At 45.9% G+C, this 22,971-nt stretch carries 19 protein-coding genes and 1 pseudogene; 12 read left to right on the forward strand and 8 right to left on the reverse strand.

Annotated features, from left to right (window positions below; translation table 11 throughout):
- Window positions 1–144 precede the first annotated feature (144 nt).
- From Xets_RS15630 to flgA, 3 genes are all read right to left on the reverse strand, one after another.
- Window positions 145–585: a flagella synthesis protein FlgN gene (locus Xets_RS15630; RefSeq protein ID WP_099131233.1), complete on the reverse strand. Its 441-nt coding sequence runs from the start codon at window positions 583–585 to the stop codon at window positions 145–147.
- Between the two features lie 24 nt (window positions 586–609).
- On the reverse strand, window positions 610–909 hold the full coding sequence (flgM, locus tag Xets_RS15635) for a flagellar biosynthesis anti-sigma factor FlgM (protein WP_074024373.1): 300 nt from the start codon (window positions 907–909) through the stop codon (window positions 610–612).
- Between the two features lie 122 nt (window positions 910–1,031).
- Entirely contained in the window at window positions 1,032–1,709 is a 678-nt protein-coding gene (flgA, locus tag Xets_RS15640; RefSeq protein WP_099131232.1) for a flagellar basal body P-ring formation chaperone FlgA, read from the reverse strand.
- Between the two features lie 209 nt (window positions 1,710–1,918).
- Here flgA and flgB point away from each other — a divergent pair, with 209 nt between their 5' ends.
- The 11 genes from flgB to flgL all read left to right on the forward strand — a co-directional run bounded on the left by flgB (window position 1,919) and on the right by flgL (window position 11,987).
- The gene (flgB, locus tag Xets_RS15645) at window positions 1,919–2,335 is read left to right on the forward strand and encodes a flagellar basal body rod protein FlgB (protein ID WP_074024371.1); all 417 of its coding nucleotides are present in this window, start codon (window positions 1,919–1,921) and stop codon (window positions 2,333–2,335) included.
- Between the two features lie 5 nt (window positions 2,336–2,340).
- Window positions 2,341–2,745: a flagellar basal body rod protein FlgC gene (flgC, locus tag Xets_RS15650; protein ID WP_047770689.1), complete on the forward strand. Its 405-nt coding sequence runs from the start codon at window positions 2,341–2,343 to the stop codon at window positions 2,743–2,745.
- Between the two features lie 13 nt (window positions 2,746–2,758).
- Window positions 2,759–3,478 carry a flagellar hook assembly protein FlgD gene (locus Xets_RS15655; RefSeq protein WP_099131231.1) on the forward strand — a complete coding sequence of 240 codons (720 nt, stop codon included), beginning with the start codon at window positions 2,759–2,761 and terminating at the stop codon, window positions 3,476–3,478.
- Between the two features lie 15 nt (window positions 3,479–3,493).
- The gene (gene flgE / locus Xets_RS15660; RefSeq protein WP_099131230.1) at window positions 3,494–4,690 is read left to right on the forward strand and encodes a flagellar hook protein FlgE; all 1,197 of its coding nucleotides are present in this window, start codon (window positions 3,494–3,496) and stop codon (window positions 4,688–4,690) included.
- 21 nt (window positions 4,691–4,711) lie between these two features.
- Window positions 4,712–5,467 (forward strand): flagellar basal body rod protein FlgF, encoded by a 756-nt coding sequence (locus Xets_RS15665; RefSeq protein ID WP_099131229.1) that lies wholly within the window; start codon window positions 4,712–4,714, stop codon window positions 5,465–5,467.
- 22 nt (window positions 5,468–5,489) lie between these two features.
- The gene (gene flgG / locus Xets_RS15670) at window positions 5,490–6,272 is read left to right on the forward strand and encodes a flagellar basal-body rod protein FlgG (protein WP_074024366.1); all 783 of its coding nucleotides are present in this window, start codon (window positions 5,490–5,492) and stop codon (window positions 6,270–6,272) included.
- Window positions 6,273–6,340: 68 nt separating this feature from the next.
- Window positions 6,341–7,120: a flagellar basal body L-ring protein FlgH gene (locus tag Xets_RS15675; protein WP_099131228.1), complete on the forward strand. Its 780-nt coding sequence runs from the start codon at window positions 6,341–6,343 to the stop codon at window positions 7,118–7,120.
- A gap of 15 nt (window positions 7,121–7,135) precedes the next feature.
- Complete coding sequence (locus tag Xets_RS15680) at window positions 7,136–8,254, forward strand: flagellar basal body P-ring protein FlgI (RefSeq protein ID WP_099131227.1); 1,119 nt, start codon at window positions 7,136–7,138, stop codon at window positions 8,252–8,254.
- Entirely contained in the window at window positions 8,254–9,249 is a 996-nt protein-coding gene (flgJ, locus tag Xets_RS15685) for a flagellar assembly peptidoglycan hydrolase FlgJ (protein WP_099131226.1), read from the forward strand. The genes Xets_RS15680 and flgJ overlap by 1 nt, the downstream gene beginning before the upstream one ends.
- A gap of 101 nt (window positions 9,250–9,350) precedes the next feature.
- Window positions 9,351–10,988, forward strand: a complete 1,638-nt coding sequence (flgK, locus tag Xets_RS15690; protein ID WP_099131225.1) for a flagellar hook-associated protein FlgK — start codon at window positions 9,351–9,353, stop codon at window positions 10,986–10,988.
- A gap of 36 nt (window positions 10,989–11,024) precedes the next feature.
- Entirely contained in the window at window positions 11,025–11,987 is a 963-nt protein-coding gene (flgL, locus tag Xets_RS15695; protein ID WP_099131224.1) for a flagellar hook-associated protein FlgL, read from the forward strand.
- 167 nt (window positions 11,988–12,154) lie between these two features.
- Here flgL and Xets_RS15700 read toward each other — a convergent pair.
- The 3 genes and pseudogenes from Xets_RS15700 to Xets_RS15710 all read right to left on the reverse strand — a co-directional run.
- Window positions 12,155–12,274, reverse strand: a pseudogene (locus Xets_RS15700) (IS1 family transposase); the annotation flags it as partial.
- Window positions 12,275–12,298: 24 nt separating this feature from the next.
- Complete coding sequence (gene fghA, locus Xets_RS15705) at window positions 12,299–13,156, reverse strand: S-formylglutathione hydrolase (RefSeq protein ID WP_099131222.1); 858 nt, start codon at window positions 13,154–13,156, stop codon at window positions 12,299–12,301.
- Between the two features lie 100 nt (window positions 13,157–13,256).
- Window positions 13,257–14,366 (reverse strand): S-(hydroxymethyl)glutathione dehydrogenase/class III alcohol dehydrogenase, encoded by a 1,110-nt coding sequence (locus Xets_RS15710; RefSeq protein WP_187652076.1) that lies wholly within the window; start codon window positions 14,364–14,366, stop codon window positions 13,257–13,259.
- A 598-nt stretch (window positions 14,367–14,964) separates the two neighbouring features.
- Here Xets_RS15710 and sfnG point away from each other — a divergent pair.
- Window positions 14,965–16,047 (forward strand): dimethylsulfone monooxygenase SfnG, encoded by a 1,083-nt coding sequence (gene sfnG, locus Xets_RS15715; RefSeq protein ID WP_099131220.1) that lies wholly within the window; start codon window positions 14,965–14,967, stop codon window positions 16,045–16,047.
- 158 nt (window positions 16,048–16,205) lie between these two features.
- On the opposite strand, the gene panP is transcribed toward sfnG, so the two are convergent.
- The gene (gene panP, locus Xets_RS15720; RefSeq protein ID WP_099131219.1) at window positions 16,206–17,879 is read right to left on the reverse strand and encodes a pyridoxal-dependent aspartate 1-decarboxylase PanP; all 1,674 of its coding nucleotides are present in this window, start codon (window positions 17,877–17,879) and stop codon (window positions 16,206–16,208) included.
- A 73-nt stretch (window positions 17,880–17,952) separates the two neighbouring features.
- The coding region (locus Xets_RS15725; protein ID WP_187652077.1) for a non-ribosomal peptide synthetase at window positions 17,953–22,971 on the reverse strand (5,019 nt) is incomplete at its 5' end.

Consider the following 22,971-nt stretch of genomic DNA (forward strand, 5'->3'; position numbering starts at 1 on the left):
ATTCCTTTAAAAGTTAGTATAATGAGAATTATTTTCTTTTTTATCTAGGGCAGGGGAAATACAGATACACAGGAACAGACCCCTTATTATTGCCAATAAACCAAGAGGTCTGTAGAGCTTACTGCCTAAGCAGTAACAGAATGATCAAACGCTGATCTTGTGGCCTGATAGCGCTGAATGATGACGGGCCTGGCCGTCTGCACCATAAAGAGAAGGGCTGTGGTGAGTTTTCAGAAAAGCGATTGCTTGACTGTTCAATTCAATATGTTGTTCCAGTAAAAATCCGTTATGTGAATTTAAATCACGGATACGTTCAACAGATTGACTAATTTGACTCCATAATACTGCTAGCCTTTTATGGTTAGCATAAGGAGCATTTATTTTTAACGTGTCATTTAACTGCTGGCGTTTTCGTTCAGCATGATCGAGTGCTGAAAGCAAAAATGTCTTTTGTTCCGTCACGCGATGTAAATGATTCACTTCAATAAAGCCTTCGCTCAATATGCGCTGTTCTTCTGCCATAGTTTGCGAAAGCGAATTTAAGTGCGCGCTTTGCTGTTCAAGCAAGAGTTGAAGTTCTTCCATTTATGGCTCTTTAGATTTTGGTGTTTATTTATCATATTCCATGTTTTCAAGGGCCTCCCTAAATAGAGCATCAGCAATTTTACCGCTGTCCATCGTTAGGGTTCCCTTTGCAATGGCTTCTTTCAATTGTTGTACTTTTTGGATATTAATATCCTGACTGCTTGGCTGAACGAGCTTTTTCTGCGCTTCGCTCAGCTTAACTTGTGTATCTGCGCTTTTTTCTGCAACAGCCACAATTCTGCGAGTGCTCTGAGCACCTTCATTGGCATTGCGTTGCTGTAAAGCAGCCATAGCCAGTAGAGGTTGAGTGCGTTCAATACTCATAATCGTAATCCTTTAATCAGGCATTATTTATTTGTCTTAGGTAGCAGGCGATATACCGCTGGCATGCCTGTAAATCATGGTCTGTTGGTTATATCGGCGTGAAGAAATAAAACTTTAGCCATTTATAACATCATTTTTACACTGCCATTTTCTTGAGCTTCACCAGTAATAACCTGTCCAGAGTTCAGGCGGACACGGATATTATCAAAACTCGCGGCGTTGTTAATCGCTTTTCCTTCGTAACGCACCTGAAAATGGTGTCCATCTACGGTGACAACTACATTTTGTCCGGCTTGAATTGCCCAGGGACGCCGGACCATATTACGAGTGATGAATTGTCCGGCAGGTATGTTGCGCAGCGCAATACCATTTTGTATGGCCCTGTTGTTACGGATTATGTCGTTTGGCAGCTTATCTAAGGAGCCTGTTTTTACTTGAAAATCTTTTTCTGTCAGGACCGCATTGCGGTTAATGGCCCGCTTAGAAACCAAATAAGGGCCGATGACATTGACATAAACCTGAATAAAACGGCGTTGCTGACCACAAATCACAGGAACGGAAAGGTTACCCCAATTTTTGTTGCTAAGTAACGGTTGTATTTCAGGGTGTTCACAAGCAGGCCATTGTTGTTCAGGTGTTTTGATCTTCACTGAGACCTTATGATTCGATGTGCGATGAATCTGCCTGAAATAGTCATCTATTAATTGCGGTATATTGTTTCCCCAAGCTACAGAACTGCCGAAAACAAAAAATAGATTAAGGAAAAAGGCAAGGAATCCGATAAACTTTAGTGCAGGCATTTCACCACCTTAAATCCTGTTCGCGAGCCATGATTGCAAAAAATATTCAGCACCTGTTGGATGTTAATAGTGTAACTCGATTGATTATTCGTTAATGGGATAAATAGCAATTCAATTTGTTTCTATTCTTCGAATTACCTTTTTCTTCTCCGTTTATTCTGTTAGCTGCTTGGGGATTATCCCCGACAGAACAAATCCGAGGGAGGAATATGCTCGATAAATTAGATGCCGCCTTTCAATTTCGACAAGAAGCGCTGGCACTCCGCAACCAGCGGCAGGAAATCTTGTCTGCCAACATTGCTAATGCGGATACCCCTGGCTATCAGGCGCGTGATATCGATTTTGCTGCTCAACTGAAAAAAGTCATGGCACATGGTCGTGTAACGGGGAATGGAATTGGGCTAACTCTGACTTCCGATCGACATATTCCCGTTCAGCCTCAAAAACGTCTGGAGATGGATCTGCTGTATCGGGTGCCATACCAGACAGCCATGGATGGAAATACCGTTGACATGGATATAGAACGCAGCAATTTCGCAGATAACAGCCTGAAATATCAGGCCGAACTTACTATGACGAATGCGCAAATCAAAAGCATGATGTCAGTTCTACAGTCACAAGGATAATGGGAATGTCTCTACTCAGTATTTTTGATATTGCCAGCTCGGCGCTTTCTGCCCAGTCCCAGCGACTGAACGTCAGCGCCAGTAATATGGCGAATGCCGACAGTGTTGCGGGGCCGGATGGCGAGCCATACCGTGCCAAGCAAGTGGTTTTCCGTGTCGCTGCTCCCGCAGGCCAAGAGGTTGGCGGCGTTCGCGTTAGTGAAGTGGTGGATGATCCTTCACCTTTCCGCCTCGAATACCAGCCGGGCCATCCGCTGGCCGATGAAAAAGGTTATGTACGTATGCCGAATGTGGATGTGGTCGGGGAAATGGTCAATACCATCTCGGCTTCCCGCAGCTATCAGGCGAACGTTGAAGTGCTTAATACCACCAAATCCATCATGTTGAAAACGCTGACACTGGGCCAGTAACAGGAATGTCGTTATGGGAATTACCACCTCAATTAATGAATCATTGGATAATTCAACAGTCGGTGAACTGGCTAAGTTGACCAATCAAAAACCACAAAATAGTGGTGATATCAAAGATAGCTTTTTGAATATATTGGTTGCTCAGCTTAAAAACCAAGATCCAACCAACCCAATGCAAAACAGTGAAGTGACTTCACAGATTGCGCAGATCAGTACTGTGGAAGGTATTGAGAAGCTCAATAAGACGCTGGGTTCCATTGTCGGGCAAATGGACAGTAACCACGCGATGCAAACGGTAGCACTGATTGGTCGAAGTGTTATGGTTCCTGGCAATGAGATTTTGGTTGGTTTCAACGGAGAAAAAAATATTGACGCAGCACCGTTGGGCTATGAACTGAACCGACCTGCCGATATCGTTAAAGTGACCATCAAAGATAAAAGTGGCGCAGTTGTTCGGGAGATGGAATTCAAGAAATTAGATCCCAACTCATCCGAATATTTGAGTGCTGGCGTACACAGCTTCTTATGGGATGGTAAAGACGCAGAAGGCAATATGCTGGAAGGAAAAGCTTATAACTTCACCGTTTCCGCAAGCCAACAGGATCAAGCGTTGATGATACATCCTCTGAGAGAGGCTAAGGTTAACGGCGTTGTGCGGCAAGAGAATAGCACTAAATTAGATTTAGGGCTGGCGGGAACGGTAAACATGGATCAAGTTCGTCAGATTCTTTAATTAAACGGAGGACATATGTCTTTTTCACAAGCGGTCAGTGGCTTGAATGCCGCAGCGAGTAACCTGGACGTTATTGGTAATAACATTGCAAACTCAGCGACATTTGGCTTTAAATCCAGCTCCGCTTCCTTTGCGGACGTTTTCAGCGGCTCAGAAGTGGGCTTGGGTGTTAAGGTTTCTGGCATGGTTCAGAACTTTAAAGACGGCTCAACCACTACAACTAACCGCCAATTGGATATGGCAATCACACAAGGCGGTTTTTTCCGTATGGAAGATTCCAACGGTAATATTTTCTATTCCCGTAACGGTCAGTTCAACCTGGATTCAGACCGTAACCTGATCAATATGCAGGGTATGAAACTGACGGGTTATCCGGCGGTGAACGGAGTCATTCAACAAGGTGGCGCAGTAGGACCGATTTCGATCCCAACGGCAATGATGGATGCGAAAGCAACGAGCAAAATTTCGTTGTCAGCTAACCTGAGCGCAACGGAGAAAGCCATTACAGAAAAATTAAATCCGGGCGAGAAAGATACGTTTAATTTCAGTACGCCCATGCAAATTTTCGATAGCTTGGGTAGCCAGCACGATCTTAATGTGTTTTTTGTTAAAACAGAAAATAATAAATGGAAAGTTTATGCCCAGGATACTTCTGTAACAGGTTCTGAAGCTCAAGAATTGGGTGAGTTGTCATTCAATACAAGTGGACAAATGGCCGCGATTGATCCATTCACATTTACAATGCCAGCACTGAATGGTTCCGCTCTCGCGGAAATCACCATCGATTTAAATGGAAGTAAGCAGCAGAGCCTTGCACAAAGTTCCAGCAACAATCCAAAGCAAGATGGTTATGCCGCAGGTTATTTCACCAAGTACCGTGTAGATAATGACGGTAAAATCTACGGCACTTATTCCAACGATCAAAATCAGGTATTGGGTCAGGTGGTACTGGCAAACTTTGCCAACCCTGAAGGTCTGGCTGCACAGGGCGATAATATTTGGGCAGAATCCGGAGCATCAGGTAGCCCGGTTGTGGGACTTGCAGGTTCAGGTAACTTCGGTAAGTTGATCAGCGGTGCGCTGGAAGCTTCTAACGTAGATATGAGCCAAGAGCTGGTCAATATGATCGTCGCCCAGCGTAACTATCAATCCAACGCTCAGACCATCAAAACGCAGGACCAAATTCTGCAAACACTGGTCAGCATGCGTTAATAAGCTCAGGCGGATAGCTTTATGGATCACGTCATTTATACCGCTATGGGAGCTGCGCGCCAAACGCTGGAGCACCAAGCTGTCACAGCCAACAATCTGGCCAATGCGTCAACGCCGGGCTTTAAAGCCCAACTTGCTGCACTGCGTGCTGTACCCATTGAAGGTGAAACCTTGCCGACACGCTCGCTGGTTGTTGCTTCTACCCCTGGCATGGATAGCCGTCAGGGACCCATGAATTATACCTCCCGTCCGTTAGATGTGGCGGTCGGACAAGGTGGCTATTTAGCTGTTCAGCTTGAAGATGGGACGGAAGCCTATACCCGCAACGGTAATATCCAAATTTCGCCTGAAGGGCAACTGATGGTACAGGGGCGCATGTTGATGGGCGAAAACGGGCCGATTGATGTTCCGCCGCAAGCTGAATTGACCATTGCGACAGATGGTGCCATTTCTGCCTTAATTGCCAGCGATCCGCCCACGTTGTTGGGCCAGATTGGCAAGCTGAAAATCGTTAAACCGGAAGCTAATCAAGTGGTACGTGGCGATGATGGTTTGTTCCATTTAACGTCACAGGCGCGGGAACAGCAGGGCAATGAATTGGCGGCCAGTACAGAAGTGAAACTTATGCCAGGTGTCTTGGAAGGCAGCAATGTTAATCCAGTGGAAAGCATGGTGAACATGATCGCCAACGCGCGTCGTTTTGAGATGCAAATGAAAGTCATACACAGTTCCGATGAAAATGCACAGCGGGCTAACCAAATTCTCGCTATGAGCTAAATCGGATACAGGGGATAAATTCATGATCCGATCTTTATGGATTGCCAAGACTGGGCTGGATGCTCAGCAAACCAATATGGATGTTATTTCTAACAACTTGGCAAATGTCAGCACCAACGGTTTCAAACGCCAGCGTGCGGTGTTTGAAGATTTGCTCTATCAAACCGAACGTCAGCCAGGTGCGATGTCGTCTGAACAGACTACCCTGCCATCAGGTTTGCAGATTGGTACGGGCGCACGACCGGTAGCCACTGAGCGGCTGCACAGCCAGGGTAACCTGGCGAAAACCAATAGCAGCCAGGATGTGGCAATTAAAGGACAGGGCTTTTTCCAAGTCCAGATGCCTGATGGCACCATTGGCTATACCCGTGATGGTTCATTTCAGAAAGATCAGAATGGTCAGCTGGTTACTGTGGGTGGTTTTCAGATAGTACCTGCCATCATCATTCCAGATAATGCCACTAAGCTCAACATTGCCAGTGATGGTACTGTTAGTGTAAACGTGCAAGGGCAAAATGCGCCTCAGCAGATTGGGCAACTGACATTGACCACGTTTATCAATGAAAGTGGACTGGAAAGCATCGGTGAGAATTTGTATCTGGAAACCAACAGTTCTGGCGTACCAGTAGAGAATGCACCGGGCATCAATGGCGCTGGCGTGCTCTATCAAGGCTTTGTCGAAACGTCTAACGTCAATGTGGCGGAAGAGTTGGTCACTATGATTCAGGTGCAGCGAGCCTATGAAATCAACAGCAAGGCAGTATCGACTTCTGATCAAATGCTGCAAAAGCTGACACAGTTATAACCTAATCATTAAATGGTGGGGGAATACGTTCTTCCACTATTTCTACGATAAACTTAAGAGCATAGAAGATGGATACAATGCCCGTTGCCGAAAGCCATGCTAAAAACCATGTAGCTTATGGCTCCACTGGTTTACGGAGAAACCAGAGAAATAAGTGGCGTATCAGCATATCTGTGGCGGTACTCGCATTGTCGGCACTGACATTAGGGGGCTGTGCTTATATGCCGCACAAGCCACTGGTGGAAGGGCAAACAACCGCAAAACCCGCCGAAACGCCTGCTCCAACGCCAAATGGTTCTATTTTTCAAACTGTCCAACCGGTCTATTACGGCTATCAGCCACTGTTTGAAGACCGCCGTCCACGCAATATTGGTGATACGCTAACGATTATTTTGCAGGAGAACGTCAGTGCGAGCAAAAACTCTTCAGCCAATGCGAGTCGCAATGGAAAAACCAGTTTTGCGGCGGCTTTGACGCCTCGTTTTTTACAGGGATTGATGGGGGGTGGAAAAACCGATCTGGGCATGGAAGGCAATAATGAATTTGGTGGCAAAGGTGGTGCGAATGCCAACAATACCTTCAGGGGCACCATTACTGTGACTGTGGATAAACTGCTGGCCAATGGCAACCTACATGTAGTGGGGGAAAAACAGATCGCTATTAATCAGGGTACGGAGTTTATTCGTTTCTCTGGTGTTGTTAACCCGCGCACGATCACGGGCAATAATACGGTGAGTTCCAATCAAGTTGCTGATGCCCGTATTGAGTATGTTGGTGATGGTTATATCAACGAAGCGCAGCATATGGGTTGGTTACAACGTTTCTTTATAAATATCTCGCCGTTTTAAAAGAGGATGGTTAGGATGAAAAAATTAGTCGCCAGCCTTTTTACGTTTTTGTTGGTGCTGTCCGGTACGTTCACTTCTGCCAGTGTTTTTGCCGAACGTATTCGTGATTTGACGACGATTGAAGGAGTCAGGGATAACGCGCTGATTGGTTATGGTTTGGTCGTTGGGCTGGATGGAACGGGTGACCAAACCATGCAGACGCCTTTTACTACCCAAAGCCTGAGCAATATGTTGTCACAGCTAGGGATCACCGTACCCGCCGGTACAAATATGCAGCTTAAAAATGTCGCTGCCGTGATGGTGACAGCAAAACTGCCCCCGTTTGCGCGTACAGGGCAGAACATTGATGTTGTCGTTTCCTCGCTGGGTAATGCCAAGAGTTTGCGTGGCGGTACATTGCTGATGACGCCGTTAAAAGGGGTGGATAACCAGGTCTATGCTTTGGCTCAGGGCAATATTCTTGTGGGTGGTGCCGGTGCGAGTGCCGGTGGTAACAGTATCAAAGTCAACCAACTTGCCGGTGGCCGGATTTCCAATGGTGCGGTGATTGAACGTGAGTTGCCAACACAGTTCGGCCAGAAAGGCACGCTGAATCTGCAACTGAATGATGATGATTTTGGGCTGGCTCAGAAAATCAGTGATGCGATCAACCGATTGAAAGGAACGGGAACGGCGACACCGTTGGATTCCCGCACGGTGCAGTTGCGTTTACCGATTGAGAACAGCGAACAGGTGAAGTTTCTGGCTCAGGTACAGAATTTGCCTATCCGCGTGGATGCCGGTGATGCCAAAGTGATTTTCAACTCCCGAACAGGTTCCGTGGTGATGAACCGTAATGTTACCTTGGACAGTTGTGCGATTGCTCATGGTAGTTTGTCTGTGACCGTTGAACGTCAGATCGTGGTCAATCAGCCCAATACGCCATTGGCGGGAGGCAGTACCGTCGTGACCCGTAATACGGGGGTTGGCATTCAGGAGCAGGGGGGCGCATTGCAGCAACTTAGTGCCAGTGCAAATCTGACACAAGTTGTGCGTGCGTTGAATGCGTTGGGTGCAACGCCAACCGATTTAATGTCGATCTTGCAGGCAATGGAGAGCGCAGGTTGTCTGCGGGCGAAATTGGAGATTATCTGATGAATGATTTTCTGACGATGTCCAATGCAGCTTACGATGTTAACTCATTGCATTCACTGAAAGCTAAATTGTCACAGGAACCACAACAAGGGCTACGGCAAGTAGCCCAACAATTAGAAGGCGTCTTCGTTCAGATGATGCTGAAAAGTATGCGTTCCTCGTTGCCGCAGGATGGCATTTTAAGCAGTGAGCAGACGCATTTTTATACTTCGCTGTACGATCAGCAAATTGCCCAGGATCTTTCCCAAAAGGGGTTAGGATTTGCGGACATGATCGTTAAGCAATTCTCTAATGCGAATAATAATGTACCTGATGAATTAGCCAACACTGTGCCGATGCCGCTGGATAATGAAATCCTGCAAACATTACCGAAGCAGGCATTGGAACAATTTATGCGTCGGGCTATACCGGCTCCTGACTATCTGTCTAAAAACCCATCTTCGGCGAATGGTTCACCTCAATACAGTTCAGCCCCACCAAAATCATTGCCGATGCACAGCGCCAGCTTTGTTTCCATGCTTTCCTTACCAGCTCAGTTGGCAAGCCAGCAAAGTGGTATTCCTCATTTATTGATTATTGCTCAGGCAGCGCTGGAATCCGGCTGGGGGCAGCGAGAAATTCTGACAGCGGAAGGTAAGCCAAGTCATAATTTGTTTGGTATCAAAGCGGGAAAATACTGGAAAGGGCCCGTCACCAATATTATGACGACGGAATACATTGATGGTGAGCCGAAGAAAATGCAGGACAGCTTCCGCGTCTATAGCTCTTATACGGAAGCGATAACGGATTACGTCAATTTACTGACAGAAAACCCCCGTTACACCAAGGTTGCACAATCAACAACGGCAGAGCAGGGAGCGTATTCCTTACAAGAGGCCGGATATGCCACCGATCCAGGTTATGCACAAAAATTAGTGTCATTGATCCAGCAGTTAAAAAATACCGGCAATCAAATGGCAAAAGCCTATGCCTATGATTTTGATAACTTGTTTTAAGGGAATCAATTCGCTCAAGAATCAGGGTATTTTGCCGATAACTGTAGCAGTGAATTACCTCCCACGATGGAGGCATAACGAAAACGTAAAAGGATCTACACATGTCCAATAGTCTTATCAATACTGCCATGAGTGGTATTAATGCTGCGCAAGTGGCAATGAGTGTGGTGAGTAATAACATTACTAACTCTAAAGTCGAGGGATATCACCGACAGATCACGGTAATGTCGCAGAATAATGGCAACATGTCACCAGTTGGCTTTATTGGCAATGGTGTGAATGTCAATTCCATTGATCGACAATATAATGAGTTTGTCAACGAGCAATATAATGCTGCAAAAACCAAATATGCTGAATTAATTACATACAATAATCAGGCTTCTCAAGTTGAGAATCTGCTGGCAGATAATACAACCAGCCTTTCCAGTTCTATGGAAGACTTTTTTAAGAGCCTGAGCACGCTTGAAAATAACGCGGAAGACCATGCGGCAAGAACCACAGTACGAGGTAAAGCTGAAGGTTTGGTTAACCGGTTTAAAGAAACGGATCAACATCTCCGTAAGATGGACAGCGGTATCAATACCCAAATTGAGAAGAATGTCAAAGAAATTAATAAGTACGCGGAAGAAATTGCCTTTCTGAATAATGAAATTTCTCGTATGCGTGGCGTAGGAACAGGTGAACCTCTGGCTTTACTGGATAAACGCGATGATACGCTTAATAAATTAAATCAACTTATTGAAGTAGATATGGTTCAGCAAGACGGTGGTGTTTACAACGTCTCATTTGGCGGTGGCCCCTCATTGGTATTGGGCAGCAAATCCTATCGGCTGGAAGCGATTCCATCCAGTGCAGATAGCGGCCGTATTACCCTAGGCTATAACAATGGTATAAGTACGAAAGAAATTGATGAGCGTTTTATCTCACAAGGGACGTTGGGTGGTGCATTGCGTGTGCGTAGTGAAGTGATAGACCCAACCCGCAATCAATTAAACCAATTGGGATTAGTGATGGCGGATCAATTCAATCAAGTCCAGCGTGGTGGTTTCGATCTGGACGGTAAACCAGGTATCGATTTCTTCAACCTTGCGCAGCCAGAAACCATTGCTAACAGCAATAACAAAGGTTCGGCTGAAATTAAAGTGGAATACGCCGATACCACTAAAGTAAAAGACAGTGACTATACGATTAAGTACCAAGGCGGGGATTGGAAAGTACAGCGTGTTACCGACAAGGAAATGATCTCTGTAACTAAAAATGGTAAGACGCTGGAATTTGACGGTTTGAAAGTCGCAATCAATGCGACTAATCCACAGGATAATGATCGGTACACACTGAAAACAGTCGGTAGCGTAATAGCTACACTTGAAGTCAATATTAAAACCCCCTCCCAGCTGGCAACGGCAGGTGCTAAAGGTTCTGGTCAAAGTGATAACAACAATGCGAAGAAATTCACTCTCCTACAAGAACAAAAGCTGGTTGATGGTAAAAATACCTTGACTGATGCTTATGCTTCACTGGTCAGTACCGTGGGTAGTAAAGCTAATAGTTCTCAACGTAGTTTCGAAGCCCAGAAGATCCAAGTAGAGGTGCTTTACAGCCGCCGCGAGTCTATTTCTGGCGTCAACCTAGATGAAGAATACGGTGAACTGCAACGTTTGCAACAATACTATTTGTCAAATGCTCGTGTTATCCAGACCGCTTCGACGCTGTTTAATGCCATTTTGGATATTCGTTAATCACTAAGTGGCGAAAGAAAAAAAGGAACTGATATTGTGCGCGTAAGTACGAATCTTTTATACAGCCAAAAAATGAATGGAGTTTTTGGCTCCCAGGCTAAATGGATGCAATATGGTGAACAGTTATCCAGCGGGAAACGTGTTATCAAACCATCTGATGATCCGTTGGCTGCTTCACAGAGTATTATGGTTGCTCAATCTGAGGCGAAGAATCAGCAATTTGTGGCAGCTCGTATCTTTGCCAAGAACACGATGTCAACCCAATTGAGCACTATCGATGGTGTTGTATCGGTGACACATAATGTTTTGGAAACATTAGTCGCGGCGGCGAGTGCAGAGAGCGATCATGATCGTGAGTCTTATGCCCAACAATTAGACGGGCTTAAACAGCAATTGCTGAACCTTGGGAATAAAACCGATGGCAATGGCCGCTATATTTTTGCTGGTTATAAGACAGACGTTCCACCTTTTGAAGCGGATGGCAGTGGAAAAGTTCACTACAAAGGTGGATATGAGGCTATAAGCCAAAGGGTGGATGACAATCGTTCCATGGTTATCGCCCATACAGGGGAAAAAGTCTTTTTATCGGCAACGTCCAACCCGATTAAAGAACCTGATGGCAGTGCCAGTGAATCAGATATTTTTGCTTCTATTGATTTTGCGATCGAGGCGCTTAAAAGGCCATTCACGGATGCCAGCGAAACAGAAAGAGAGGAATCACTGGAGTTAATTAACAAGGCTAACCGAGGGGTACGTAATAGCTTGAACAACTTATCCTCGGCGCAAGCCGTGCTAGGGTTACAGCTTCAGGAAATGGACCAACTGGATGCGTTAGCCAGTGAACGCAGCATAGCCAATAAAGTTCGTATGGGGGAATTAGTCGATGCGGATTTGATCTCCACCATTTCCAGCTATTATCAGGAACATGCTGCATTACAGGCTTCCTATAAAGCTTTTTCTGATTTAAAAGGTATGTCTTTGTTTGAGATGTATCGTTAATTAAGGTTGGTATATTTCCAACCTTTCAGGTTGCAGTTTTATTTTCTTATCCCAGTAACATAGCCCTTGCCTTTTCCATTAAATTAGGAAAAACAAGGGTTTATTTAGGTTGTACTTCCAAATAGTTAGATCCCTATAAAACATGATACTCAGAGATGCGGTTCCCGTTGCCAAGAATGACGGCAGGACTGGCAAAGATAACGTTGATGACCAGAGCGAGAGCGCCCATTACGGTGGATCCCTTTAACTGCACAACAAGATGGACAGGTCACATCAATCTTTGCCATCTGAATGTTCTCCAAATAGACAGACTATACATGAGTCAATAAATTGATGTCATGACCTTGCATTGCTTTGGCATGATAAGTGATATGATCTTCAATAAAGCTGGCAATAAAGTAATAGCTGTGATCATATTCAGGCCGAAGATTGATAGTCACTGGATAACCGGCTTCATCGCAAATATCTTGCAATAAATGAGGGCGTAACTGTTCATCCAAAAAGTCATCATTGAGACCCTGGTCAATCAAAATAGGAAGCTGTTCTTTCGCATTCCTGATCAGTTCTACAGTGTCATATTGTTTCCAATCTGATGTATCTTCGCCAAGGTAGGCTGAAAATGCTTTTATTCCCCACGGAACCTGGCTAGGAGCCACAATAGGTGAGAATGCCGAAACACTGCAATAACGTTCTGGATTTTTCAATGCAACAATCATTGCACCATGGCCTCCCATTGAGTGTCCACTGATTGCTCGTATATTAGTGACCGCAAAGTGTGTTTCAATCAAATTGGGGAGTTCTGAAACAACATAATCATACATACGATAGTGTGAAGCCCAAGGGTGTTTTGATGCATTGAGATAAAAGCCAGCACCTTTTCCAAGATCGTAGGCGGGATCGTCAGCGACATCATCACCCCGTGGGCTGGTATCTGGAGCCACAATAACGATACCCTGTTCAGCCGCATAACGTTGAGCGCCTGATTTTGTGATGAAATTTTGCTCAGTGCAGGTCAAGCCAGAGAGCCAGTAAAGGACGGGTAATCTTCTTGCTTTAATCTGAGGAGGCAAGAAAATGGCAAAACGCATCTGGCAACCCAAAGCCTTTGATTCATGTTGATAGATATCCTGCCATCCACCAAAACAGGCGTGATGTTCGATTCTTTCCATTACTTCCTCTCTAAAGTCATTTGTTGCAGTGATTATTTTATTACTTGTCAGATACCGTGTTGGCTTGCAACACGGTTTTCTGTCTACGATCCAAACTTAATCAGTAGTAAATAACTGTTCGGATCGATTTACCGTCATGCATCAGATCGAAAGCCTCATTAATGGATTCCAGAGGCATCGTATGGCTAACGAAAGGTGCAAGTTCGATTTCACCTTTCATGGCTTTTTCCACCATTCCCGGCAACTGGCTGCGTCCTTTTACACCACCGAAAGCTGTGCCTTTCCATGTACGCCCGGTAATAAGTTGGAATGGCCGGGTGGAAATCTCTTGTCCAGCGCCAGCTACACCAATGATGACTGATTGCCCCCATCCCCGGTGCGCGCTTTCCAGAGCGGCACGCATGACATTGACATTACCGATACATTCGAAAGTATGATCAACACCCCACTTGGTTATCTCCAGAATGACCTGTTGGATAGGTTTGTCGTAGTCATTGGGATTGAGGCAATCAGTGGCACCAAATTGTCTGGCAAGTTCAAATTTAGTTGGATTGGTATCAATGGCAATAATGCGCCCGGCCTTTGCCTGACGAGCACCCTGAACAACGGCCAGACCAATCCCACCCAATCCGAAAACGGCAACAGAATCTCCCGGCTGCACTTTGGCTGTATTGTGTACGGCACCGATACCAGTAGTGACACCACAGCCCAATAGGCAAACTTGTTCATGGTTTGCGGTTGGATTTATTTTTGCCACTGATACTTCAGCAACGACAGTGTATTCACTGAATGTGGAACACCCCATGTAATGATAGATAGGTTGTCCATTGTAAGAAAAGCGTGTTGTGCCATCTGGCATGAGGCCCTTACCTTGCGTTTCACGGACTGCGATACAAAGGTTAGTTTTTCCAGACTGACAGAACTCACATTTGCCACATTCCGCCGCATATAATGGAATAACATGGTCACCTGGTTTTACACTTGTGACACCGTCACCTACTTCGACAACGACACCGGCTCCTTCATGCCCCAGAATAACAGGAAATATTCCTTCAGGATCGCTACCTGAAAGGGTAAAGGCATCCGTATGGCAGACACCTGTATGGCTGATTTTTATCATTACTTCACCTGTTTTTGGTGGAGCAACGTCAATTTCGATAATTTCGAGTGGTTTGTTTGGCCCAAAGGCAACGGCAGCACGTGATTTCATATAATCCCTCTTTGATTTTTGCACAGAATATTTTAATACTTCTATTTGTCTGGATATTATCCTTATAGTTTGATTTTATTTTTGAATTATGACCAATCAATCAATAAAAAATATTTATACGCATCAATATCACCATCATTATGCAATATTGCCGGATCCTAGAATTAATTCAATCTTAATAAGATTAGATAATCTGTGTATTTTTTCACAAATAAAATCGAAGTTATCATATGGATTTTTATCAAATATTTTTTGTTCTTGGTATTTGGTTAAGTGAATATATGTTAAGTGAACAATTTTCATTTTTTACTCCCTTTGGTGAAAAATGAACAGTAAGGATATTTTTCTAATCTTATTTTTTATATTTATAGAAAATTTATAAAAGACCCTATAAGAGTTGTCAATTGACTTTAAACTGAGAAATGGTGTCTTTTGTAAATTATTTAAAATAAAATAATAAATAATGGATTTTATTGAGACCTGTCAATAATATGTCTCATCGATTAACTAATTTTATATTGTGCTATAAAAATCATTGAAGATGATAAACGTCCTTACCGAGTAGCTATATATTCTGATTTCAAATCATGGAGGTTTAATGGCTGAATTCAATTCTCAACCCATTAAATTTGCTTATTGGGTGCCAAATGTTTCAGGTGGATTGGTTATAAGTAAAATCCAGCAACGTACCAATTGGGATCATACTTATAATCGCAGTCTGGCTCAAATCGCCGAAAATGTAGGTTTTGACTATGCATTGACCCAAATTAGATTTACTGCTGGATATGGTGCTGAAAACCAACATGAATCGATGACCTTTTCGCAAGATCTGCTTTCCGTAACAAATAAATTGAAAATCATTGCAGCCCTTTTACCTGGGCCTTGGAAACCGGTGTTGGCTGCTAAGCAGATAGCAACAATCAGTCAGCTTTATGGTGCCCGTATTGCGGTTAATATTGTTAGTGGTTGGTTTCGCGGTGAATTTAAAGCGATTGGTGAACCGTGGTTGGATCATGAAGAACGTTATTTACGTTCTGAAGAATTTATCCATTGTTTGAAAGGGATCTGGTCGCAACCCGCTTTCAGTTTTTCTGGTGATTTTTATCGTTTTCATGATTATGTTTTAAACCCCAAGCCACAGACACCATTACCGGAAATTTTTCAAGGAGGGAGTTCCAGAGCTGCCAGAGACATGGCCGCCCGCGTTTCTGATTGGTATTTTACTAATGGCGGCAGTGTGGAATATATTCACAAACAAATCGAAGATATCAGAGCTAAAGCGTTATTGAATCATCATCAGGTAAAAATAGGCGTTAATGGTTTTGCTATTGCCCGTGATGATGAGAAAGAGGCTCGCGCAGTATTACAGGATATTTTAGATAATAGTGATTTTGAAGCGGTGAAAAGTTTCCATCATGAAGTCCAAAATGCGGGAAATGCATCACCGGAAAAAGAAGGGAACTGGGCAAAATCAACTTTCGAAGATCTTGTACAGTATAATGACGGCTTTAAAACCAACCTTATTGGTACACCATTACAAATAGCCCAACGAATTATTGAATATAAAAAGGTCGGTGTAAACCTGATGTTGCTTGGATTTTTGCATATGCAGGAAGAGCTAGAGTATTTTGGTAGAAACGTGATCCCACTGGTTAGAGAATTGGAACAACAAGCTGATTGAATAACTATTTATTGATTTTAAACGATGTGTTATTTACGTTTTGTATTTGTAAAAAAAGAACCCAATAGATTTCAAACAGCGGCTATGCTGCCACTTGAAATCTATTGGGTAGATAAGTTAATCAAACGAATACTGCGATGTGATATCAGACCATATACTCAATTGATTAAATTGTGTAGCGTTTGCCAGAGCGGACTTTGTTGTGCTAGTTGACGCTGCTCCTCAAGCATATTTTCGAGTATTGCCAACGTGGTCAGAGGATTTGCCAGCACGACGCGTAAAACTATTGTTGGTTGTCTAGCCCATTGCGCGGGTTTGAGACAGGTATGTGAGACAAAAGATTTTCCCGCAGTCCACTGCATCGCTTGGATATTCTGGTTCAGTGTATTAATTAATTCATGCAGTTGTTGTTTAACCTGTTCTGAACCTTCCCGTAATGCCGGTAACACCTTTGGTGGCACATAGCGATAAGTCAACAGGCAAAGCTGTGGCTCACTGATTAACTCGAAATCTTCTTGCTGGCGGATCAGATCGGCAAATTGTTGCGCTTTCTCAATGCTTGCATCTATCAGGCCAGCCAATCTTTGGCGGCCAAGCAGATGGAAGTTACTGTGTAACATCAGCGACATTGCACTGCGTGAACCTTCCAAAGTATGACGGCCCAGATCCTTCGACCCTTTGCGCACAATATAATTAGCATGCTGGGCAATGGCGCTGGTCAGAGTAGGTTGACGGAATAACACCATACCAGCCCCCATGGGGACATACATTTGCTTATGAGCGTCGATCGTCACGGTATCAGCACGTTCGATACCCGCAAATAAATGCCGGTAGCGTTCGGACAGCAAACTCGCTCCGCCCCAGGCGGCATCAACATGGAAATGGCACTGTTCCTGTTCAGCGATATCCGCCAGAATATCCAGTGGATCAATGGAACCGGTTTCTGTGGTGCCAGCTATCCCGACAATAGCCATAGGTTTGATATTGCGTTGGCGCAGTTTCTGTAGTTGTGTGAGGAGGGCATTGATGCAGATCTTGCCATCTTTGTCGGTATCAACTTTTATCAAGGCATCTTGTCCTAATCCAAGGATATCTACCGTTTTTTTCAGCGAATAGTGTCCCAATTCCGATACCAGAATGGCTAAGCCCCTATAGCCATAATGCATCAGCCCCCTGGCTAATCCCTCACGTGCAAGACCAGCAAAATCCCCGTCAGCCGGCATAAGCTGGTTTCGGCACGCCCACATGGCGGTTAAATTAGCCACAGTTCCACCAGAACAGAAGGTCGCCAGAGCATGATCACTGCTGTGAAGCCATTGTTTATAGAAAGTTTCATCACAGTGGTATACCAACTTGTGCACCATACCCAGAACCTGGCGTTCCAGCGCAGTTAAAATATGCGATGTTTCCAGTTTGACCAGGTTTTGATTCAGGGCTGTCACTATTTTGCCAAGTGCAGGCAAATGTCTGGGGAGAGCCGATGTCATGTGACCAACAAAGGTAGGTGATGATACAGGCACAACCTGATTGAGGATATTTTCGCTCAGATGTTGGGCATATGCCCCAGCATCAACCGGTGATTCAGGGATAATCACGGAAGAGAACTGACTTTCAAGCTCCGTCAGTTCGCGTATGGGGTTATTTAACTCGCGGAGACAATAAGTGACTGGGTCACTAGCAATTGCCGTTTCCAGTCCGGCCAGATCTTCCTCACCGGCACAGGAAATAAACTGGTCGAGCAGTGCTTGCCATTCTTGTTCATCCAGACAGTGAGTGTTAAGCGCTTTTTTATCCGCTTCGTCGTGATTCAGGCTGTCAGGAAAATACAGCATAGTTTGCCTCTTTAGGGTCACTAATAATATCAGTCATATTTTTCTCTCACATATGGTTCAGTAGCTTTATTTATCAATAATGAACCCGCAACTTTTGCCATAGGCTGGTTACCCATTGCCCGACATGAGGTGCAGACAACAGGGTCATATGATTGCCGGGCACAACCATCGTATTGAGTTCGGTCGTATGAAGACGCCACTGGGTTTCGCGAGTTCTTCTTTCATCCTTATTGCCTTCTTCTGCGTTAATCAGATGTACAGATCCCTCATAACGGGTACGAGGTATATAACCCGTGTTCAGATTAGCCTGCATAACGCGGACAATCCCTTGTAACAGTGATATTGGTGTTTTTGCGGGAAAGAGACCGACCTTAACCAGAGCACTGTGCAGATGCTGAATTTGTTCATCCGCGGCCAGATCATTAAAATCTTGTCTGGCGAGCGGAAGGGGCTGGTTTAATATCATATTATAGATATCAATCAACTCCATGATTGTCTCAATACGGTTGCCTGACTTGAGGGCATTTTCTTGCTGGTCAGGTTCATCGGTATCGATAAGCATAAGCTCGGATACCTGTTCTCCTTCAGTTTGCAATTGCAAGGCGATTTCAAAGGCAATCCAGCCGCCAAAAGAGTGGCCTAGCAGGTGATAAGGGCCATGAGGTTGGACTTGCCGGATTTTCTGGATATAGGCACGGGCCGCCCCTTCGACACTGCTGTAAGGAAAATGATGCTCAGTCGTGAACCCACGTGCTTGTAAAGCGTATACCGGAAGTTGCGATGGGAACGATAGGGCCAGTTCAAGCAAACTGGACGGGCTGGCGCCGGCACCAGGCAGGCAAAATAGCGGCGGCACGGATGGCGAGCCCTTCTGAATAATAACCAGTGGGTCGAAGGAAGGCACATCCGGTAAGTTTTCAGTGATTGAGTCCACGATTTGGTTTAGCAGAGGAGGGTGCATAATGGAGAAATGCGTCCCGCCGATAGGGTGGAGCACCGAATTGTGGCCGACAATGTCATGCCATCCGTGCCAACTATCGTTGTTGACTGACTCCTCCGCAGTATAGAGATGGATAGGTAAGGCGGATTTTTGCGCGATGTACGCCTGACCACGTTGTGTAATCATCTCGGCGGTATAAAAACGCAGGAGAATATCTTCACGAGTGATACCCGCCGACAGCCATTGGTGTTCGATACAGCGATCAAGTACCTGTTCCACGTTACTGAGATTGTGCAGTTCTGCCAACGCTTTTTCATCGTCAATAATCTTTTGGGTACGCAGTGCGTTAATGATTAATTCTATTCGCTTTGCTTCCTCGTTTACAGATGGGTCAGCAGTGGTTAAGGGGTCATGACTATCTTTATGGGCATGATAATAGGAGTCGATCATACCGAGAAACTCGACTGTTTCACCGTTACTTGTTAATTGTTGGGCTATTTCGTAGGCAATCAACCCCCCAATCGACCAGCCCATCAGACGATAAGGCCCTTGTGGCTGGATGCGGCGTATGGCCTGAATATGGCAGGCGGCCAGTGCTTTAATCGACACCGGAGGGTGCGCCAGTGTATGGATGCTAAGTGCCTGCAAGGCATAGACGGGAAGGTCAGGTGGTAGTAAGGCAGCCAGGGGAGAATAAACCAGGGGATCGCCGGAAGTTTCATGCACCAAGAATAAAGGTAGCAAGGAACCTGCTGGGCTTAGTGGTACAGGATTTGCATCAAATGGGGATACTGGCATGACAAAGTGCTCCTTAGTAGCTAGGGCTAGATCACATAAGGTTGGATGGGCGAACAGAGTGGTCAATGAAACCTGCATATTTTGTTCACGCATATGATTCAACAATTGTACAGCGAGCAGCGAGTGCCCGCCAAGCTCAAAGAAATGATCATGACGACTGATCTTTTCCAGCCCTAACAAGTCCTGCCAGATCTGGGCCAGCGCGGTTTCTGTTTTGCCGATGGGAGATTCATAGCCACGCACCACGAAAGCGGACGGATCGGGGGCAGGTAACGCCCGACGGTCGAGTTTGCCGTTAGGGGTTAACGGGAAGATCGCTAACGTGACAAAAGCACTGGGTAGCATATAGTCGGCAAGATATTGGGCGAGTTGCATGCGCAGTTTGGTTGGCAGCAATTCAATCCCTTCTAGCGGTCGTAAATAGGCCACTAGCCGTTTTTGACCAGGTGTATCTTCACGGATCAGCACCACCGCTTCGCGTACCCCGTCACACTGGGTGAGTCTGGCCTCGATTTCCCCTGGTTCAATGCGGAAGCCACGCAGCTTGACCTGAAAATCAGTGCGGCCGAGGTATTCAATTTTGCCATCGGGCAGCCAACGCCCCAGATCGCCGGTTTTGTACATGCGGGCGTCTGACTCCGAAGAGAACGGATTGGTGAGGAAACATTCGGCCGTCAGTTCAGGGCGATTCAAATAACCGCGGGCCACGCCAGCGCCCGCGATATGGATTTCACCAGCAACACCGACGGGAACGGGCTGACTATGTGTATCCAAAATATAAATTTGGGTATTGGCAATCGGGCGACCGATAGGAATAGAACGAGTCGCATCAATAAGAGAAGTCATTTCGTAGGTTGCAGCAAACGTCGTGGTTTCCGTTGGGCCATATCCATTAATCAGATGTGCGGGTTGGGACTTAGCCAATTGCACCTGTTGTATCCTCCTTGGATCGAGAACATCGCCGCCAATAAGCAGGTAGCGCAATTGCCCAAACAGGGGTTTGAGGTTATCAAGATATTCATTAAATAAGCCCGCTGTCAGCCAGAGAGCGGTGACGTGTCCCCTGATCAGTGCATCACAGAAACGTGCCGGATCGAGTAGTACAGATTGTGGAACGATGTACAGACGCCCACCATTGAGCAGGGCCGACCAAATTTCCCAGGTCGAGGCGTCAAAAGCAATATTGGCGCAATGAGCGACACAGTCATGCGCACCGATATCTGCGTAAGCATTATTGATAACCAGCCGATTGATACTGCGGTGCTCGACCATTACACCTTTCGGCTGCCCTGTTGAGCCAGAGGTGTAGATCACATAGGCCAGATGGCGTGACGTTAGTCCCAGTGTATGTGCTTGCGGATTGTGAGCCGGCTGTGTTGCCAAACATGGATCTTGTGCATCAAGCAATACCTTGGGTATGGGGTTGTCCAGTCGGTTAACTTGTGCTGTTTGAGTTAGCAAGGCCACGGGCTTTGCATCCTCCAACATATAGACCAGCCGTTCAGTCGGATAGTTGGGATCGATAGGTACGTAAGCCCCGCCGGCCTTAAGGATACCAAGTAAGCCCACGATCATGTCTAAACTGCGTTCAACACAAATTGCTACTCGATCATCCGGACGTACGCCCAATGTAATCAGGTGATGAGCCAGGCGATTGGCTCGCTGGTTAAGTTCACTATAGCTCAGTATCTGGTCTTCACAGACGACAGCAATAGTATCAGGATGATGTTCCGCATGGGTTTCAAATAGTTGGTGGATCAGGGCATCTTGCGGAAAATCCGTTTGAGTGGCGTTGAAGTTTATTAATAGTTGTTGCTTTTCCGATTCAGTCAACATTGGCAGGGCAGCAATGAGCTGTGTTTCATCCGCAGTCATTGCCATTAATATATTGGTTAAATAGTTGACCATACGTTCAACCGTTGCAGCATCAAACAGCGCGGTGGTATAGGACAAGGCACCGGCTAAACCTGCTTCAGTTTCTGCCAGGGATAATGTCAAATCAAAATGAGTCTTGTGATATGTCTGTTCAAATGGCGTGAGCTGTAGTTTAGGTAAGATGAGTGTTTGGGCTGGCGTGTTATTTAAGGCCAGCATCACCTGGAAGAGCGGACTGTGGCTTAGGCAACGTTCAGGTTGGAGTACTTCTACCACCTGCTCGAAGGGCAGATCCTGATGGGCATAGGCGGCAAGTGCCCGTTCCCGAATTTGTGCAAGCAGATCAGTCACACGAAGATTGTCATTGAATTTAACGCGCAAGGCCAGCGTATTGACGAAGAAACCTATCAATCCTTCAAGTTCATGGTGCGGGCGGTTGGCGACAGGGGTGCCGATGACAATATCATCCTGACCACTAAGCCTGGCGAGTACAATACTCCAGCCAGCCAGTAGGGTCATAAATAAGGTGCTGTTATGGCGTTGTCCAAGTTCCCTCAGTGATGTCAATAATGTGGCATCAAGCTGGAAAGCGATTTGGTCACCGATATAGGTCTGTATTGCTGGGCGTGGTCGATCCGTGGGCAGCGTCAGTAAGGCTGGCGCACCTTCAAGCTGAGCACACCAGAAATCACGTTGTGCAGCGAGGGTTGCTTCTTTTAACTGCTCATGTTGCCAGACCGCATAATCAGCATACTGAATGGGCAGTGGTGGTAAAGGAGCTTCATTGCCATCAAGTGCCGCACGGTACAAAATCCCCAGTTCGCGTACCAGCACGCCAATAGACCAGCCGTCGGTAATAATATGATGTTGCGTGAGCAGCAGCACGTGTTCCTTATCGGCCAGTTGCAGCAGTTGGCCGCGGATAAGTGGTCCCTGAGCAAAATCGAAAGGGGTTTGGGCTTCAAGAGTCGCGAATTCAGTAATACGGTCGATATGCAGAGCAGGATCGAGCTGACGCAAGTCTTGACAGGACAGGGAAAAACCGATATCCGCAGGGTCGATTTGCTGGCTGGGTTGGCCTTCAACCAGCACAAAACGTGTCCGCAGACTTTCATGTCGAGCCACCAGACGATCAAGTGCCATTATCAGGGCATGGCGATTGAGTGAACCAGCTAAGCGCAGTACCGCAGGGAGATGATAGGCCTGACTCGCCGCCGGATCGAGCTGACCGAGGAACCATAATCGTTGTTGAGCAAAGGACAAAGGCAAGGGCTGGCTGCGATCAGCAAGGGGGATGACTGTTTGCGTGATAGTGGCCGCTCCTGTCAGCGTCTGGGCCAGCCCCATCAGGATCGGCTGAGTAAACAGGGTTTGTAACGGTAATTCCCGCGCCAATACCTGACGAATACGGGCGACAAGCTGGACAGCAAGCAGGGAATGCCCGCCCAGCTCAAAGAAATGATCATGACGACCCACTCG

It is taken from the genome of Xenorhabdus sp. TS4 (genome assembly GCF_014467265.1).
Taxonomy (GTDB): Bacteria; Pseudomonadota; Gammaproteobacteria; order Enterobacterales; family Enterobacteriaceae; genus Xenorhabdus; species Xenorhabdus ehlersii.